This is a genomic window from Arthrobacter ramosus, assembly GCF_039535095.1.
GTDB classification, from domain to species: domain Bacteria; phylum Actinomycetota; class Actinomycetes; order Actinomycetales; family Micrococcaceae; genus Arthrobacter; species Arthrobacter ramosus.
The window spans coordinates 2,395,218-2,409,799 of the sequence record NZ_BAAAWN010000001.1; the positions used below are offsets into that span (position 1 = coordinate 2,395,218).

The following is a 14,582-nucleotide window of genomic DNA, read 5'->3' on the forward strand; positions in this document are numbered from 1 at the left end:
CTCCTGGTTAGAACCCGCGCTGAGCGACGTATTCATCACGGGTGTCACCGTGGTACGCCGGAACTGTGATGTCCCACCAGCCAGTGGGGTGCATCTCGGTCCACGGCAGCTCAGTAGCGCTCATGGCCTCAATGACGACAGGCCCCTCGGTGGCGAAGGCACGTTCGATCGCCTGCGCCAGCTTCGCGGGGTCTTCGATCCGCTCGGCGGTGCAGCCCAGGGAGCGTGCGAACTCGGCAATGTTGGCGAAGTAGGGTTTCCCGTCAGGAGTGCTCCAATTCGTGACCAGTCGGCGCTCAGCCCCGAACAAGCTGATCTGGAGATCCTTGATGGCTTCCCAGCCGCCGTTGTTCAGAACGACGACGACCAGCGGCGTGCCGAGCATGACTGCCGTTGACAGCTCTGTCCCTGTCTGGAGGAAGCTGCCGTCTCCGACCATCGCTAGGACCGGCGTCCCTGGAACTGCGATTTGCGCGCCGATGGCAGCGGGGAGGCCGAAGCCGATTCCTGACATACCGCCGGCCACGATGTTTGTCTTGGGCCCGTAGACGGGGAACTCGTTGAACGCCTGGTTTGCGGGATTGCTTGAATCGGTAACCAGAATGCCTTCGCGGGGCAGTGCCTTGCGGATTTCGACCATCGCCCGTGAATTCGTCATGGGGAGATAGTCGGTTTCACGCATCGGCCGCAGGTGCTCTTCCCACTTGGCCTTGAGCTCCTGGAGCTCGGCGAAGTACTCGGTGCCGTGGTAGTCAGGTCCGTCGCCCAGAGCATCCCGGATGGCGGCCAGGGAGGTCTTGGCGTCGCCGACGATTCCGACCTCAACCGGGTAGTTGCGGCCGATTTCGAATCCGTCGATGTCGATCTGGACGAGCTTGGTGATGGACGGAATGTTGAAGGTAACGCCTTCCTTGTAGGAGGACGTGATGCGGTCGCTGAAACGGCAACCGACGGCGAGAATTACATCGGCCGTGCGGGTGACACCGTTTCCGGGGATCGAGCCCATGTCGCCACATGGCCAGGCGTACAGGTCGTGATCTGCTGGGAAGGAGCCCTTGCCCATGAATGAGTGGGTGACCGGAGCGCCGAGTCGTTCGGCGATGGCAAGGAGTTCCTCACTGGCCTCGGCAGCAATGACACCGCCGCCGGCGAGGATGACGGGCCGCTTGGCAGTCCTGAGCACTTCGACGGCCGAGGCGATTGCCGTGGCGTCACCCGTTGCGCGGGTCTGGGCCCGGCGGGAGCCTGGGACACGCTTATAGTAGCCGTATTCGGCCTGCAGGTCCTGCGGCACATCCACAAGCACCGGGCCCCGGCGTCCTTCGTACATCGAGTTGAATGCCTGGTCCATGACCATCGGGATCTGTTCGAGGCGGCTGGGCTGCCACCAGCGCTTGACTGCCGGTTCGGCCATGCGCGGGAAGTTGTTGCCGTGCGGCCTGTCGATTTCCTGAAGGACTCCGCGGTTTTCCATGTAGGTGTGGACGGCGCCGGTGATCAGGATGAAGGGCTGCGAGTCCGCGAAGGCGGTGACAAGTCCTGTCAACGTGTTGGTTGCGCCCGGGCCGATCGACGTACAGACTGCGGCGATCTTGCCTGATGCCCGGTAGTAGCCGTCTGCCATGTGCGCGGCGCCCTGTTCGTGCATGGCGGGGATCACTTCGATCTCGTCGGCGCGGTCAACGAAGGCGTCCAGGAGTGCTGTGTTGCCGTGTCCGGGGACCGCGAAGACGCGCTCGACGCCTTCGCGGACGAGGCAGTCGACAATCATCTGTCCACCGGTCAGCTGCTGATCAGTCATTTGTTCTTACTTCCTGTAAATACGGGGGTTAGCGGTAGGAATTCGGGGGCGCGCGTCTCGGATTGGCGCTGGGATGCGCCGGGCACGATATGTTCCGCGACACGGAAGGCATTTGCGGCAATGGTCAGCGCCGGGTTCATCACTGGAAGTGAGGGGAAGAAGGACGAGTCGACGACGAAGAGGTTCTTGACATCATGGGTCCGGCAGCTCGGGTCGAGGACGGACGACCGAGGGTCGTCTCCGGCCCGGATCGTTCCGGCCTGGTGGGAGTTGACAGCAATACCAGTGGTTTCACTGAAGATCAGTGGATAGCCCATCTTGTGGAGAATGCGTTTCATCTCCTTGACGAGGTGCTGGTGTGCCCGAACATTGTTGGGTTTCCAACTGATCCGGATAGCTTCGTCGTTCCTTAGGGTCACCCTGTTTTCCGGATCGGGAAGATCTTCCGTGAAGAGCCACCAATCCATGCTGTGGCCGGCAGCAATTTCCAGGGCCCATTTGGGGATGAGCGGCTTCTGCCCGACCAGCATGGCGCCTTGGAGCTTGCCGATCAACTGGACGTGACCGAGCGGGTACGGAAAATCCGCGTTGCCCTTGAGGTAATAGTCATTGAAGTAGAGCGTCTTTTGGAACTCAACTTTGTTCCTCTTGGGGTGCAAGGCGATCATGATGCTGTTGTTGTGCACCATGTAGTTCCTGCCAACCATTCCCGAGGAGTTGGCGAGGCCGTTGGAGTGTTTGTCCGTGGCGGACCGGAGCAATAGCGCCGCAGAGTTGACGGCGCCGCAAGAAACGACGACCTTTCCGGCCCCGACGACGATGGTCTTCCCGTTGTGGACGAGCTGTACGCCCGTGGCAGTCTGGCCTGATTCGTCGGTGAGCACCTTCTCGGCATACGCCTTGGTCAGCAGTTCCACGTTGCCCGTTTGAAGAGCCGGTCGTACACACGCGACGTCGGCATCCATTTTGGCCAGGACACGGCATGGAAAACCGTCGCAAGTGCGGCAGCGGATACAGGCCCCGCCCTGGCGCCAGTCGATTCCCAAGGGAATGCTGGACGGAGTCAGTCCCTGTTTGGCCAGCCCATCCGCAACTGCCTGCACCTCAGGTTCATGACCGATCGCAGGATAAGGAAAGGGCTCTTCGCGGGGCAACGTGGGATCATCGTGTTGGTCCCCATGGACCTTGTACACCCTCTCGGCCCGCGAGTAATAGGGGGCTATGTCGTCATACGTGAACGGCCAGGCTGGTGAAGTACCGTCCTCGTGTTCGGTCGCGACAAAATCTTCGCGTCGAAACCTCACCAAGGATGACCCGTAGAACTTGGTGTTGCCACCGACGTAGTAATAAGTACCAGGGCTGAAGGCTTCTCCCGTGTCGGAGTACCATTTTTCAGCATTTTTGTATCGGCCGTGCTCAAACACGGCATCCGGGTCCCAGTTCTGTTTCTCCTGGGGAACGAACCCACCGCGCTCGATGAGCAATACGCTGACGCCTGCGTCCTTCAATGCGTAGGCCAGCGTACCGCCGCCCATGCCGCTTCCGACGATTACGACGTCGTAGCTGGACTTTGCAGGACCATCGATCTGCAAAGAAGTCTCAACAGTCATTTTGGAATTTACCTCTCGGTTCTGGCCATTGCTGGGGCCGGGTGCGTGAGTCTGAACCTGCCAGTGGACGACGAACTTTTGCGTACGTCACTAGTGAGAGTCACATCACCTATAAGCAAGAGTACACGGATTATGGATTTACTCAAGCATGAAGTTTGGTTGGAATCGCCCAATAGACGGTTTTCTGCAAATTCGGACGCTCCTCAAGCGGCCTTGCTCACATTCTGTTCCTTTAGTGTACGATCGTACGCATAAGAAATCTAGTGCACGATCGTACGCATCGGAAGCAATGTACGTTCGTACACGTGCGGAAGGTGGAGAGTTGATGGATGCACAGGATCCGCCGGGCCGTTTTCCCCCTGATGTGGAGTGGTCCGCCCGTTCGGATGTCCCCCGGCACCAAGATTCAGGGCGAAAGGAACTGCTGTCACCAAGTCCGGCCCCGGACGTCGCCAGCAGCTTCCGAATCCGACGTTTTGATCCGGATCGTCGGAATCGGATTATCGACGCAGTGCTCGCGGTCATTGCTGAGAACGGTGTGGCCGGCACTAGTTTCCGGAGGATCGCAACCCAGGCTGACGTTCCCCTAGGGTCAATGACGTACCACTTCAGCGGAATGCAGGAGCTCTTGGAGACAGGGTTCGAGCGTTTTGTGAGCCAGTCCCTCGCCCGGCTCGAGGATCGGCTTGAACCAGCACGAGATCATCGTGACGCAGGCAAGATCATCTTGGCGATAATTCACGAAGATGCCACCGCTGATCCCCCTCGACACTTGGCGCTGTCTCGCGAACTTCAGGCCCTGGTCATTCGTGACCCTGCCCTGCGCAACATCGCGAATGAGTGGGTAGAGGGTAGTGCCAGAATCCTGAAACGGTACTTCGACCCAATTACGGCAGTGATTCTGGAGATTCTCATGGACGGCCTGACTCTTCGTAGGGGCGTTGCCCCTATGAAGGGAGAGCCGCTTGCGGCCGACCCGGTGGCAAGCGTTATCGATGGATCTTGGAGACCGTCTCATGAAGTTCGTCGGAAAAGGTGATCGAGACGTCAACCGGCGAGGGTGCTACCGTCTCCGACGGCGCTTCCGTTAAGAGCTTGTCGACGGCGTTCGAAACCAACTCCCGGTCATCGTCGCGCGGTTCAAAGGCGCGATGAATTGAAAGTCCTTCGACGAGCGCGTCCAGTTGTCGAGCCACATCCGGCTCGAAGTGCCTTTCAAAGGCACGGCGGCTGCGCATCATCCAATCGTGAGTGAGGTGCCGGAACTTCGCTTGACGGGCCGCCAGCGTGTAGAGCTCCAACGTCAGAACGAGAGCGTCCCGATCGCCATAGGTATCTTCCATGATCATCTCGACGACAGCTTCTTTGGCCGCTTCAATGGTCGAGGCCTCGTTCATACGCCGCTCGAACCGGTCGCTAATGCGGGTGGCAAAACGCGTGAAGGCTTCGTGCAGAAGTTCGTCCATTCCTGCGAAGTGATAGGTCATGGACCCCAAAGGCACATCTGCAAGGGCGGCCACTTTCCGATGTGAAGTGCCGGCCACGCCCTCGGCCGCAATCAGATCCAATGTCGCTTCAATGATTCGGTCGCGCCGATCCGGATCAACCCGCCGTTTCGCCATTTTCCTCAGCTTTCAATGGACCTGATGATTTTAGCCGGTATCCCCATGGCCACGACGTTGGAAGGCAGGTCGCGACTGACGACTGCCCCGGCACCGACGACGGTGTTTTCGCCAATCGTTACGCCGGGGAGCACGATGACTCCCCCGCCCAACCACACGTTGTCTCCGATGACAATCGGCTTGGCCGATTCCAACTTGTCTCTTCGGGGTTGAGCCGCCACGGGATGGGTCGGCGTCAGCAGTTGGACGTTCGGGCCAATTTGGCAATGGCTTCCAATTGAAATCGTGGCCACGTCAAGAGCAGTGAGGTTGTAGTTGATAAACGTACCTTCACCGATGCTGATGTTGGATCCGTAGTCGACGAATATCGGTGGCCTGATATGGGCACTTTCGGCCAGGCATCCGATGAGCTCATGTATGAACGGCCGAGCCGCATCTATGTCCTCAACGTAGGCAGAAGCATATGCCCCGGCCAGGCGAATAGCGCGTTGCTGTCGTGCGAGGATCTGCGGATCATCGGAGATGTAGAGATCTCCCGCGAGCATCCGTTCGTGGTTGCTCCGGGGGTCGTCTCGGAAATACTCGGCCGCCATGTGTACAACTGTACTAAAGAATGACCTGCTCGGCCCCACAGCTCGGCTGACGCTGCGGGACCCGCCATTATCGGAGAGATCGTCTCCGTCAGGTTCCGTTCACGCTGGTTCCAGTACGCCGCCCAAAAGTCTTCCTCCGGGACGCCTCCGGTGGCCGATAGAGCATCCCTACCTTCTTGATTTTGATCTTTGGCGATCACTCCGAAGAGATCGAAGATCAGAGGGGATCCTCACTCCCAACAGGGATGTGGACACTCGTACACATAATTCGCCGATTCATCGAGGAGCGGCCATCTTTTGCTTGCCAATGACCAAAAGGTTCCCTTAGTCTTTACTCAGACTCCATAAGTAATCCTTGTGCGCTGTCGGGGCCGCCTCTCCAACGTCCCGTCAAACACCAGCGCGCCAGCAGCATCTCTGCGCGCCCTCCAAATCAAAGGAATCCGTCGCAATGAAATATTCTGTCCAGCTCTACAACGTACGCACCGCTGTCAAAGACGATCTCCCCGGCACGATCCGGCGCCTTGCAGAGATCGGCTATCACCAGATCGAGCCCTATGACTTTGTTGCCCGCGCTGATGAGTTCGCCCGTGCCTTTGCCGACAACGGCGTTTCTGCTCCGACGGGGCATGCACCGCTGCTGGGCCAGGACCAGGATGAGATCTTCGCCGCTGCGAAGGAACTGGGCATCAGCACGGTCATTGATCCGTACTTGCCTGCCGAGCACTGGCAGAACGCCGAGGACATCCAGGCCACCGCGGCCAAGCTCAACGCCGCAGCGAAGAAAGGCGCCGAATACGGCATCCGCGTCGGTTACCACAACCATCAATGGGAGGTGGAGTCCATCATCGAGGGCCAGACCGCCCTGGAGTACTTCGAGGGACTGCTGGATCCGGAACTGGTCCTGGAAGTCGACACCTACTGGGCCGCCGTTGGAGGCCAGGATCCCGTGGAGCTCCTGAAACGGCTGGGCACCAGGGTTGTGGCCGTTCACATCAAAGACGGTCCCGTGAATATGGACCTCCTTGCCCAAGTGCCCGCTGGGCAGGGGCAAACGGACATCTGGGGAGCTATCAGTGCAGTCCCTGGTTTGGAGGTGGGCGTCGTGGAGTTCGATGACTACGCCGGAGACATCTTCGAAGCGATGGAGGCCTCATTGCGGTACCTGGAAGCCGGCGCCGAAGCATGAGCGCCGCAAGGCATCAGTCCACGCCGTACACCCGCCGGGGGCCCGTCGGTGAATACGGCATCCTGGAAGACCGACTGCTTGCCCGCGTGCATTGATGGTTTTCCTGAATGAGCAGTGGAGCTTCACGATTCAAACCACAACTACTTCCACCCCACCGGCGCTCAGTCGTTCAACCACTTGCGCAGGCACTGCCGCGTCAGTGACTAAAATGTCGATTGACTCCAACGGACAAACTGCCGCCATGGCCGACCGGGAAAACTTACTGCTGTCAGCAACCAGAATGGTCCTTCTGGAGGCATCAATGATGGCTCGCTTAACGGCAGCATCCTGGAGATCGTGCGCCGTCACACCGTCCTCCGGGGATGCCCCGCACGGCGAAATGATGGCTGTGTCGAACCGAACCGAGCGGAGTGATGCCTCCGCCAGCGGCCCTGTAATCGATCCCTCATCATGGCGAACCGACCCGCCGGGCGTAATGAGATTGATGTTGGATTTTCCAAACAGGGCGCCGATCGCCTGGACTGAAAACGGCATCACATTGAGCCTGGTGCCGACGAGGACACGGGCTATCTCAACGCAGGTCGTGCCGCTATCGAGGGCCACAGCCTCACCGCTTCGGACCAGTTTGGCAACTGCGGCCGCCAGAAGTTGTTTGGTTTCCGCCATTTCGATTTCCCTCATGGCGTACGGAAGTCCCTCTCCGAGCATCATCATGCTCACCGCACCGCCACGTGTTCGCCGTAGGACACCGGCCTTGGCAAGCCGCTCCAAGTCCCGGCGAATGGTCACTCCAGAAATGCCGAGCTGCTCGGACAGCCCGGCCACGTCGACCTTCCCATCTCTGTTCAGTCGCTCCAAAATGCGCTCATGCCGCTTGGTTCCATTCATGATCAAATGATAACTCTACTATGATCAAACGAAAGCTTATGGCGTCTATTAGCAACCTGGGTCTCCACACCGCGAGTCGCCGACCCTAATTGAAGGACTTCTAATGGCTGCATCTCTCAGCAACACTTCCCCCCAACTGCTGCGGGCACGATTGGGTGTCTTCGGAGCATTCACCATCGTCGGCTTCCTCACGGCGATTTGGTTGGTAAACATCCCCGACATCCAGCAACGAACAGGAACTTCCCACGCTGTTCTCGGCGGACTGATCCTTTTGCTTGGTCTCGGTGCGCTCATCTCCATGCAATTTGCAGGGCTGCTGATCAGGCGCTTCGGCAGCAGAACTCCGACGCTGATGGGCCTTGGCCTTCTCCTGGTTTCAGTGAACCTTCCCGGCATGGCTTCAGACGCCCTGAGCTTGGGCATCGCACTCTTCATTTTTGGACTCGGTCACGGCCTGACGGACGTGGCGATGAACCAGCACGCCGTGGTGGTCGAGCGTGGGTACCGACGGCCCATCATGTCCGCCTTCCACGCGTTCTTCTCACTCGGCGGTGCCCTGGGTGCTGTAGCCGGGGCTGCTGGCCAATCGATCCACCTTCACGTGTCATGGATTCTACTGGGCGCCGCCCTGCTGGGTCTGGTTGGTACAGCTTGGTCGGCGTTTTCGATGCTTCCGAAGGCCAGTGAAGAGTTGCTCGATTTGGACCAAAACCCCGCGACCTCGGGTGAGACGGCCTCTTCAGACCATCCAGTGGCGCCCAAGCGCGGCCGAATGCTTGCACTGGCACTACTCGCGTTTTTGGTGCTGCTCTCCGAAGGTGCAGCTAATGATTGGAGTGCACTACAGACCGTTGAGCGTTTGGGCGAACCGGAAGCGGCAGCTGCGTTGGCATACGGGGCCTTCGCTGCCGCGATGACCATTGGCCGACTCCTTGCTGACCGTATGTCACATGCGATCGGACCCGTCAAGGTCGTGAGATTCGGATCTCTTATTGCGGCAGCCGGAATGCTCGTAGTGGTGGCGTCTCCCTTTTATCCTCTGTCCCTCTTCGGTTGGCTGCTTTTCGGATTGGGACTCTCAGGGATCATTCCGCAGGTTTACACTGCAGCCGGGAGTATCGGCCGATCAGATGCCGGCAAGACACTCTCGCGCGTTGTAAGCTCCGGTTATGTCGGGCTTCTAGCGGGCCCCGCGATCATTGGATGGCTCGGCGGGATGCTCGGCCTGACGATTGCCTTCTTGGTGCCGTTCCTCTTCTGCGTCGTGGGTATTTTCCTGGCATCGACTGTGACTACGGACAAAGAAAGTCCGGCAGAGCCGGCCCTCGCTGTGAGTAGGGACGCTCAAAGCTAGTTCGGTCCTGGCATTGGTTCCCGCCAGCTCTGCGATCCGCGGGTGCTTACTCCGTCAATGCCTTCGCGAGCGAAAGCCTACACGTTACCTGTTCTCCCAGGGGAAGGATTCAACACGCTTCAGCGCTTTCTGAATATCCTTGGCTCGCGATTCAAGTCCGAGATCCGCAAGGTGTCCCAAGCCGTAGGTGAGCCACTTCCGCCCGAATTCTCTCTGCTTCGGCGACAGGACGGGCTCCCTTGAAAGATCCAGAGCCCTTAAGACATGCTGGCGAGGCGTCGTCCACCCTTCGAACCATCCCTGGATCAGCTCTGCCACCACTTGGGCAATGATCTCCGCAATCATTTCATCGCCTCCCGGGGCGAGCCCTGCCAAGGTTCGGTTAGCACTATTATCTGCTCTGTTCTTGCGTCGTCGTAGTTCAGTACGCGCCCTGCAACGAACGACCGGCTGTTCGACTCGCGTTCGTTCTTCCGGAGCGAGGAGAGACAACCCGACGCCCTACCAGCTCGGATCGGCCAAGGCCCGGGTCTTCGCCAAAGACAGCCGGGGCGGAACATTCCACGACGACTTCCAGCCCCGGCCGGGCGAAATCGTCATCCACGAGCACTGGGCATCGAGCGGCTTCGCCAACACAGCCTCGACCTGCAGCTCACCCAACACGACCTCCGCGTTCAGCCTGGAAGCGATGCACTCCGCCCATGCCATCAACGGGCCCGCCTATGCCCACGCCACCTTCACGACCGACGAGCTGCTCGCGAAGCTCTCGGCCTGAAACCCCGATCGATCACCCGCATTGGGCCTGGCTGTATGCCGTACTCACGGCGTCGAAGTGCGGGTCTCCGTCCAGTCGACGATTAGCTTCCGCTCGGAGAAGTTCCAAGCGCCGTCGACCTTTGCGTAGGTGTCCAGATAGCGCAGGGCGGCAATCATGATCTTCCGTTCACCGTCCGCCGAGTAGTGGTGGTGGGCGATGGTGTAGCACTCGCCAGTGGCCGTGTCCCCGTTGAGCGTTACAGTGCTTTGGCCGTTGAAATGAGTGGTGACGTCGTACTGGTTCAGGTCGGCAAAGACAGGGGTCAATGCCTCTCGCCCCTCCAGGACATAGGTGGGTGCCGTTCCTTCGCCGCTCATGAAGACAGCAAATTTGGCATCGGGCGTGAAGAGGTTCTTCTGCCCCTCGGCATCGCGCCGATCGGCGCAGTGTGCGTAGGCGTCGAAGAGTTCGCGAAGAGCCAGCCGGTCAGCCGCTTCGGCGGGGGATACGGAAGTGTGGACGGGCATAGTAAGCCTCCCGGAAGTCGGAACACCGGCGCAGACGGTATCTTGTTTGGCGTTATCGGGGAACTCCCCGCTTAGAATGACACTAGGCGGGGAACTCCCCATTTACAAGGCATCGAGAGGGAAGTCTGTGCGTGAAACTAGGCTGCGCCGAGCAGACGCGACGCAGAATCACAATGCGATTGTTGAGGCCGCCGCACAAGCGTTGGCAAACGACGGCCAGGTCTCACTAAATGCGATCGCGAAGCTAGCGGGCGTGGGGAACGCGACGCTCTACCGACACTTCCCGAACCGCGAGACGCTGATCCTGGAAGTCTATCGGCGGGAAGTACGCCTGCTGGGTGAGGCAGCCGATGATTTGCTGCGCGGCTACGAAGCTGGCGAGGCGTTGGAACGCTGGGTGGCACGTCTAGCTCGCTACGCCATGACGAAGCACGGTCTCGCCGAGGCGTTAAGGGCTGTGACTGCTTCCGAGATATCGGAGGACTCGCTGTTCGTCGAGACCTACCAGCCGATCGTCGCAGCTCTCGGGCGGCTGCTGTCCGCGGCGGAGGCTGCAGGCGCGGTGCGTGCGGGACTCAATCCGGACGATGTGATCCTCGCGCTCGCTGGTTTGTGGCAGATAGATCCGCGCACAGACTGGGAAGCGCGGGCAAGCACGCTCTACAGCTTGGTTTTCATGGGCCTGATGGCCCGCTAGGCGGCCTGATGCGGGTGCGTTTCGGCCTTGCACTCCGTCAGTGCAGCTGCTGCTGCCAGCCAGCGGGGACGCGTGAGGCTGGGCCCGGAACGCTTTGATCGAGCGGGTGATGCGCCGGCGGTTCAAGTTCCGGTCCGGCGAAAAATGCGGAGTCGGGATAGTTGAAGAACCAGTCCTCGCCCGGTTCGAAGCTGCGGATGACCGGGTGGCCGCTGGAATTCGCATGGGCTGTGGCGTGTTGCCCCGGAGAGTTGTCGCAGCAGCCGATGTGGCCGCACTGGGCGCACCGGCGCAAATGCAGCCACCAGCCTCCGTTGGCCTCGCATTCAACACAACCAGGTCCGCTGGGTGGAATCGAAACGTCGATTCCTTGTTTTGCATTCATTGTGGCTTTCCCTCGAATTGGAGTGCCTTTAGACCACCCACTACTTTACGCCCCGGCCATTCCGCGCCGAAGGAAGGAATGGTGGCCGAGCGGCGACGGTCCCGTGGCCCTGGCTGTTGGCCTCGTCGTCAGCGCCGCCAACGGGCCGGATCCGCCTCCAGCGCGGCGCGGGCCCAGTGTCCCGTCTCCGCGGCCGCTTCGTAGGCGGATTGCAGGAACCGCAACAGCATCTTGTCGGGGTCCGACGCCGTGCGGACGTTCTCATACGGGAGGAGGTACAGCCTGCCGTCATTGTTGTAGGCGGCACCGTCGGCGTCGTTCACATATTCGGCGTAGCCGGCGGGCTCGGGATAAGAGTACGAATAGAAGGCTCCTTCGTCCCCTCCCCCGGGCCAAAACCCGCAGCTGCTTAGCTCGTGGGAGTAACCCTCCACCATGACCCAGTCGGCGCAGTTCGGGACTCCTCCGGGATGGGTGGGCGCGTCCCGCCCGGAGAAGCGCGCGTACGCCAGGTCCATGCCTCCCCAGAAGAAGTGGACGGGACTGGCCTTGCCCCTGAACCGGGACCTGAATTCATTCAGGACCCGGTCCGACTGGACCAATTGCCGCCAGAACAACTGGATAGCCTCCGGGTCGTAGGAGGCATGCTGATGGTCCTCGGCGAAGGGTATGGCCGGGTCCACTTCGTTCGGGATGCCGCGGATAGACGCCTCGATACCGAGCCGGCCCAAGGCTTCGAATACCTCGGAATGGAATTCGGCCACCGGCTTGGCTTCGAGGACGACGAATGCTGAAGCTCCGTTGCTGGAGCGTACGTGCAGCCGGTGTTCAAGGAAATCGAAATCGAATTCGATGTCGTAGGCGCCGCGGCCGTACGGGATCATTGATGTCGTCAGTCCGCGCGGCGTGACGTATAGCGTCACCTGCCACCAGTGGTTCAGCATCGGGGCGTGCGCCATGCGGATTTTTCCGATGATCTGGGTCCACATGTGCACGGTCTCCCGGGTCGGGGTCCAATCATCGACCCGAAGCTGGGGCCATCCAGGGTGAGCCATCCGGCCTCCAAACTGGTCCATCGGGGCCCTTCCGCCGTCGCGGACCGGTCCGTCGCGTGCCGCCGTCAACGGCGCCTCATCCATAGTCTCCGTGGCGACAATTCTGCCACCTTTACCGCCAGAACCACCTGGGTTCGCATAGTGGCGGAACGCCTCCGGCGTGCCGGCAGCGTGGTGGTGGCGACGGACACCTTGAGGGTCATCGCCTCCGGACGCAGCGGCAAGCAGCGCCACGAGCTAGTCTTGATGTCCCCTATCGCTCTGGCCGGCGTGCCGGAGCAGAGCCAACGCCTGCGTAAGCGAGATGTCCACCCGGGTGACGAGCAGCGCTGTCAGCAAGGCTGCGGCAACGTGCGTGTCCAGCATCAAATCCGGGGAGTGCCCGGACGCAACGGACGGCGTCGCGGTGAGTTGCCCAAGCTGCCATCCCGTCGCTGCATGCTGATGTTGGGCAGGCGCGACAGCCGAGAAGGTCCCGGAGAGCCGGTCGAAGGCGAGATGCAGAACCTGCTGGGCCACGCCGCAGAGAACGAGCAATAGCCAATTCGGTAGGTTTATCCGGGCGAGCAGCGAAGCGCACATACTCATCAGAGCCGTCAGCGCGATCAGCACCGGAACCCCGGGAGACACGCCACCCGAGACCAGGTGGGCGACCAGGCCGAGTCCGACTGCCGCCGGTCCGAATTCCCACCCCGGGAATCTCGGACGCCGACGGGATCTCTGCTCATCCACGCTGCTCTCTCCCTTCCATCGTTGGACGGGTTCTGCTCTCCTTCATGGTGCCGCCGTTTCGCACCTGAAGGAAGGCTTTCCGGGGATCCACATTGCGGTCCCCAAAATGTGACACCATTTACTCCATGGTTCGTAAAGTTGCATACCAAGGAGAGCCCGGCGCTAACTCCAACATCGCCTGCCTACAGATGTTCCCCGACATGGAGCCAGTACCGTGCCCCAGCTTCGAAGATGCTTTCGAAGTAGTGAAATCCGGCGAAGCGGACCTCGCCATGATTCCGATTGAGAACTCCATCGCCGGGCGGGTTGCGGATATCCATGTCCTCCTGCCTGAATCCGGATTGCAGATTGTCGGCGAACATTTTCTCAGGATCCGATTCCACTTGCTGGGCATACCCGGAAGCACGCTCGAACAGGCGCAAGAAGTGCACAGCCACGTTCATGCCCTCGGCCAATGCAGGAAGCTGATCCGGTCAATGGGGCTGAAACCAGTTGTTGCCGGCGACACGGCTGGGTCCGCACGGGAGGTCCGCGACTGGAATGACGCTTCCAAGGTCTCGCTGGCGCCTCCGCTCGCGGCCCAGATGTACGGGCTGGATGTCTTGGCAGAAGACGTCGAGGACGACGCCACCAACACGACCCGGTTTGTCGCCCTGTCCCGGGAGCGACGGCAGCACACACGCGACGAGTTGCCCGGGCCTGTGATTACCAGCTTCGTCTTCCGGGTGAGGAACGTACCCTCGGCCCTGTACAAAGCTCTGGGTGGTTTTGCAACGAACGGCGTGAACATGACGCGCCTGGAAAGCTACATGGTGGGCAACGAGTTTGCTGCGACCACGTTCATGGCAGACGTTGAAGGGCACCCATCCGACACGCCCGTGCGCCTTGCGCTCGAGGAGCTGGAGTTCTTCACCGATGAGGTCAGGGTCCTCGGCGTATATGCTGCTGCTCCATACCGAAGCCTGGGCTTCACCGATTCCGGCAATCCAGCCACAACGTCTGCCGGCACCCCAAAGACCACTTTGTCGCTTTAGTGGCTCCCTTGTACGCCGGCGAGTGCGAGTATTCCAGCTGCCATCCGCACGGGCGCACCGTGCTGGACGACGTGCGCGTAATCGGTGAACACGATGGCATTGCCCGAGGGGCTTTCCAGCAGGGAATCAAGTCCCAATGCGAGGGACTGCCGGAGGACGGTCCGGCGCTCCGAATCCACCACCGGACCGATGAGCACAACATGGGAGACGAGCTCAGGGCGCCGGACGGCCAGTTCTGTGGCGAATTGCGTCCCCGTCGAATGCCCGACCACGACGACGGGACCGGCGCCTATCGCTTCGAGCGGCTATGGGTTTCCCGGGCGGCGCGGGCCGAAGGG

At 60.5% G+C, this 14,582-nt stretch carries 17 protein-coding genes and 1 pseudogene; 6 read left to right on the forward strand and 12 right to left on the reverse strand.

Annotated elements, in window-relative coordinates:
- Positions 1-7 precede the first annotated feature (7 nt).
- Both ABD742_RS11140 and ABD742_RS11145 read right to left on the reverse strand, forming a co-directional pair.
- Positions 8-1,801 carry a thiamine pyrophosphate-binding protein gene (locus ABD742_RS11140; RefSeq protein WP_234753624.1) on the reverse strand — a complete coding sequence of 598 codons (1,794 nt, stop codon included), beginning with the start codon at positions 1,799-1,801 and terminating at the stop codon, positions 8-10.
- The gene (locus ABD742_RS11145) at positions 1,798-3,411 is read right to left on the reverse strand and encodes a GMC family oxidoreductase (protein ID WP_234753623.1); all 1,614 of its coding nucleotides are present in this window, start codon (positions 3,409-3,411) and stop codon (positions 1,798-1,800) included. The genes ABD742_RS11140 and ABD742_RS11145 overlap by 4 nt, the downstream gene beginning before the upstream one ends.
- Before the next feature lie 325 nt (positions 3,412-3,736).
- On the opposite strand from ABD742_RS11145, the gene ABD742_RS24325 reads away from it, so the two are divergent.
- Positions 3,737-4,450, forward strand: a complete 714-nt coding sequence (locus tag ABD742_RS24325; RefSeq protein ID WP_425547583.1) for a TetR/AcrR family transcriptional regulator — start codon at positions 3,737-3,739, stop codon at positions 4,448-4,450.
- Here the strand turns inward: ABD742_RS24325 and ABD742_RS11150 are convergent.
- Together ABD742_RS11150 and ABD742_RS11155 are read right to left on the reverse strand one after the other, a co-directional pair.
- Positions 4,401-5,033, reverse strand: a complete 633-nt coding sequence (locus ABD742_RS11150; protein ID WP_234753622.1) for a TetR/AcrR family transcriptional regulator — start codon at positions 5,031-5,033, stop codon at positions 4,401-4,403. The genes ABD742_RS24325 and ABD742_RS11150 overlap by 50 nt on opposite strands.
- A 5-nt stretch (positions 5,034-5,038) precedes the next feature.
- Positions 5,039-5,626, reverse strand: a complete 588-nt coding sequence (locus ABD742_RS11155; protein WP_234753621.1) for a sugar O-acetyltransferase — start codon at positions 5,624-5,626, stop codon at positions 5,039-5,041.
- A gap of 451 nt (positions 5,627-6,077) precedes the next feature.
- Here ABD742_RS11155 and ABD742_RS11160 point away from each other — a divergent pair, with 451 nt between their 5' ends.
- Entirely contained in the window at positions 6,078-6,815 is a 738-nt protein-coding gene (locus ABD742_RS11160; protein WP_234753620.1) for a sugar phosphate isomerase/epimerase family protein, read from the forward strand.
- 129 nt (positions 6,816-6,944) lie between these two features.
- Here ABD742_RS11160 and ABD742_RS11165 read toward each other — a convergent pair whose 3' ends face one another.
- Positions 6,945-7,481, reverse strand: a complete 537-nt coding sequence (locus ABD742_RS11165) for a DeoR/GlpR family DNA-binding transcription regulator (protein ID WP_344787933.1) — start codon at positions 7,479-7,481, stop codon at positions 6,945-6,947.
- Between the two features lie 60 nt (positions 7,482-7,541).
- Positions 7,542-7,703 (reverse strand): annotated as a pseudogene (locus ABD742_RS24330) (DeoR family transcriptional regulator); the annotation flags it as partial.
- Positions 7,704-7,806: 103 nt separating this feature from the next.
- Here ABD742_RS24330 and ABD742_RS11170 point away from each other — a divergent pair.
- Positions 7,807-9,057 carry an MFS transporter gene (locus ABD742_RS11170; protein ID WP_234753618.1) on the forward strand — a complete coding sequence of 417 codons (1,251 nt, stop codon included), beginning with the start codon at positions 7,807-7,809 and terminating at the stop codon, positions 9,055-9,057.
- Positions 9,058-9,141: 84 nt separating this feature from the next.
- Here ABD742_RS11170 and ABD742_RS11175 read toward each other — a convergent pair whose 3' ends face one another.
- Positions 9,142-9,402: a hypothetical protein gene (locus ABD742_RS11175; RefSeq protein WP_234753617.1), complete on the reverse strand. Its 261-nt coding sequence runs from the start codon at positions 9,400-9,402 to the stop codon at positions 9,142-9,144.
- Positions 9,403-9,463: 61 nt separating this feature from the next.
- On the opposite strand from ABD742_RS11175, the gene ABD742_RS11180 reads away from it, so the two are divergent.
- Positions 9,464-9,832: a cysteine hydrolase family protein gene (locus tag ABD742_RS11180; RefSeq protein ID WP_234753616.1), complete on the forward strand. Its 369-nt coding sequence runs from the start codon at positions 9,464-9,466 to the stop codon at positions 9,830-9,832.
- Between the two features lie 44 nt (positions 9,833-9,876).
- Here ABD742_RS11180 and ABD742_RS11185 read toward each other — a convergent pair whose 3' ends face one another.
- Positions 9,877-10,341 (reverse strand): nuclear transport factor 2 family protein, encoded by a 465-nt coding sequence (locus ABD742_RS11185; protein ID WP_234753615.1) that lies wholly within the window; start codon positions 10,339-10,341, stop codon positions 9,877-9,879.
- Positions 10,342-10,468: 127 nt separating this feature from the next.
- Between ABD742_RS11185 and ABD742_RS11190 the strand changes: the two genes are divergently transcribed.
- Positions 10,469-11,038 carry a TetR/AcrR family transcriptional regulator gene (locus ABD742_RS11190; protein ID WP_234753614.1) on the forward strand — a complete coding sequence of 190 codons (570 nt, stop codon included), beginning with the start codon at positions 10,469-10,471 and terminating at the stop codon, positions 11,036-11,038.
- Between the two features lie 37 nt (positions 11,039-11,075).
- On the opposite strand, the gene ABD742_RS11195 is transcribed toward ABD742_RS11190, so the two are convergent.
- The 3 genes from ABD742_RS11195 to ABD742_RS11205 form a co-directional block, all read right to left on the reverse strand.
- Positions 11,076-11,423 (reverse strand): UBP-type zinc finger domain-containing protein, encoded by a 348-nt coding sequence (locus ABD742_RS11195; RefSeq protein ID WP_234753613.1) that lies wholly within the window; start codon positions 11,421-11,423, stop codon positions 11,076-11,078.
- 128 nt (positions 11,424-11,551) lie between these two features.
- Positions 11,552-12,712, reverse strand: coding sequence for a DUF5996 family protein (locus ABD742_RS11200; protein WP_234753612.1), 1,161 nt, complete (start codon positions 12,710-12,712; stop codon positions 11,552-11,554).
- Between the two features lie 3 nt (positions 12,713-12,715).
- The gene (locus ABD742_RS11205) at positions 12,716-13,210 is read right to left on the reverse strand and encodes a hypothetical protein (RefSeq protein WP_234753611.1); all 495 of its coding nucleotides are present in this window, start codon (positions 13,208-13,210) and stop codon (positions 12,716-12,718) included.
- A gap of 125 nt (positions 13,211-13,335) precedes the next feature.
- Here ABD742_RS11205 and ABD742_RS11210 point away from each other — a divergent pair, with 125 nt between their 5' ends.
- Positions 13,336-14,244, forward strand: a complete 909-nt coding sequence (locus ABD742_RS11210) for a prephenate dehydratase (protein WP_234753610.1) — start codon at positions 13,336-13,338, stop codon at positions 14,242-14,244.
- Here ABD742_RS11210 and ABD742_RS11215 read toward each other — a convergent pair.
- Entirely contained in the window at positions 14,241-14,537 is a 297-nt protein-coding gene (locus tag ABD742_RS11215; protein ID WP_372460975.1) for an alpha/beta fold hydrolase, read from the reverse strand. The two genes, ABD742_RS11210 and ABD742_RS11215, sit on opposite strands and share 4 nt — an antisense overlap.
- Positions 14,538-14,582: the final 45 nt, after the last annotated feature.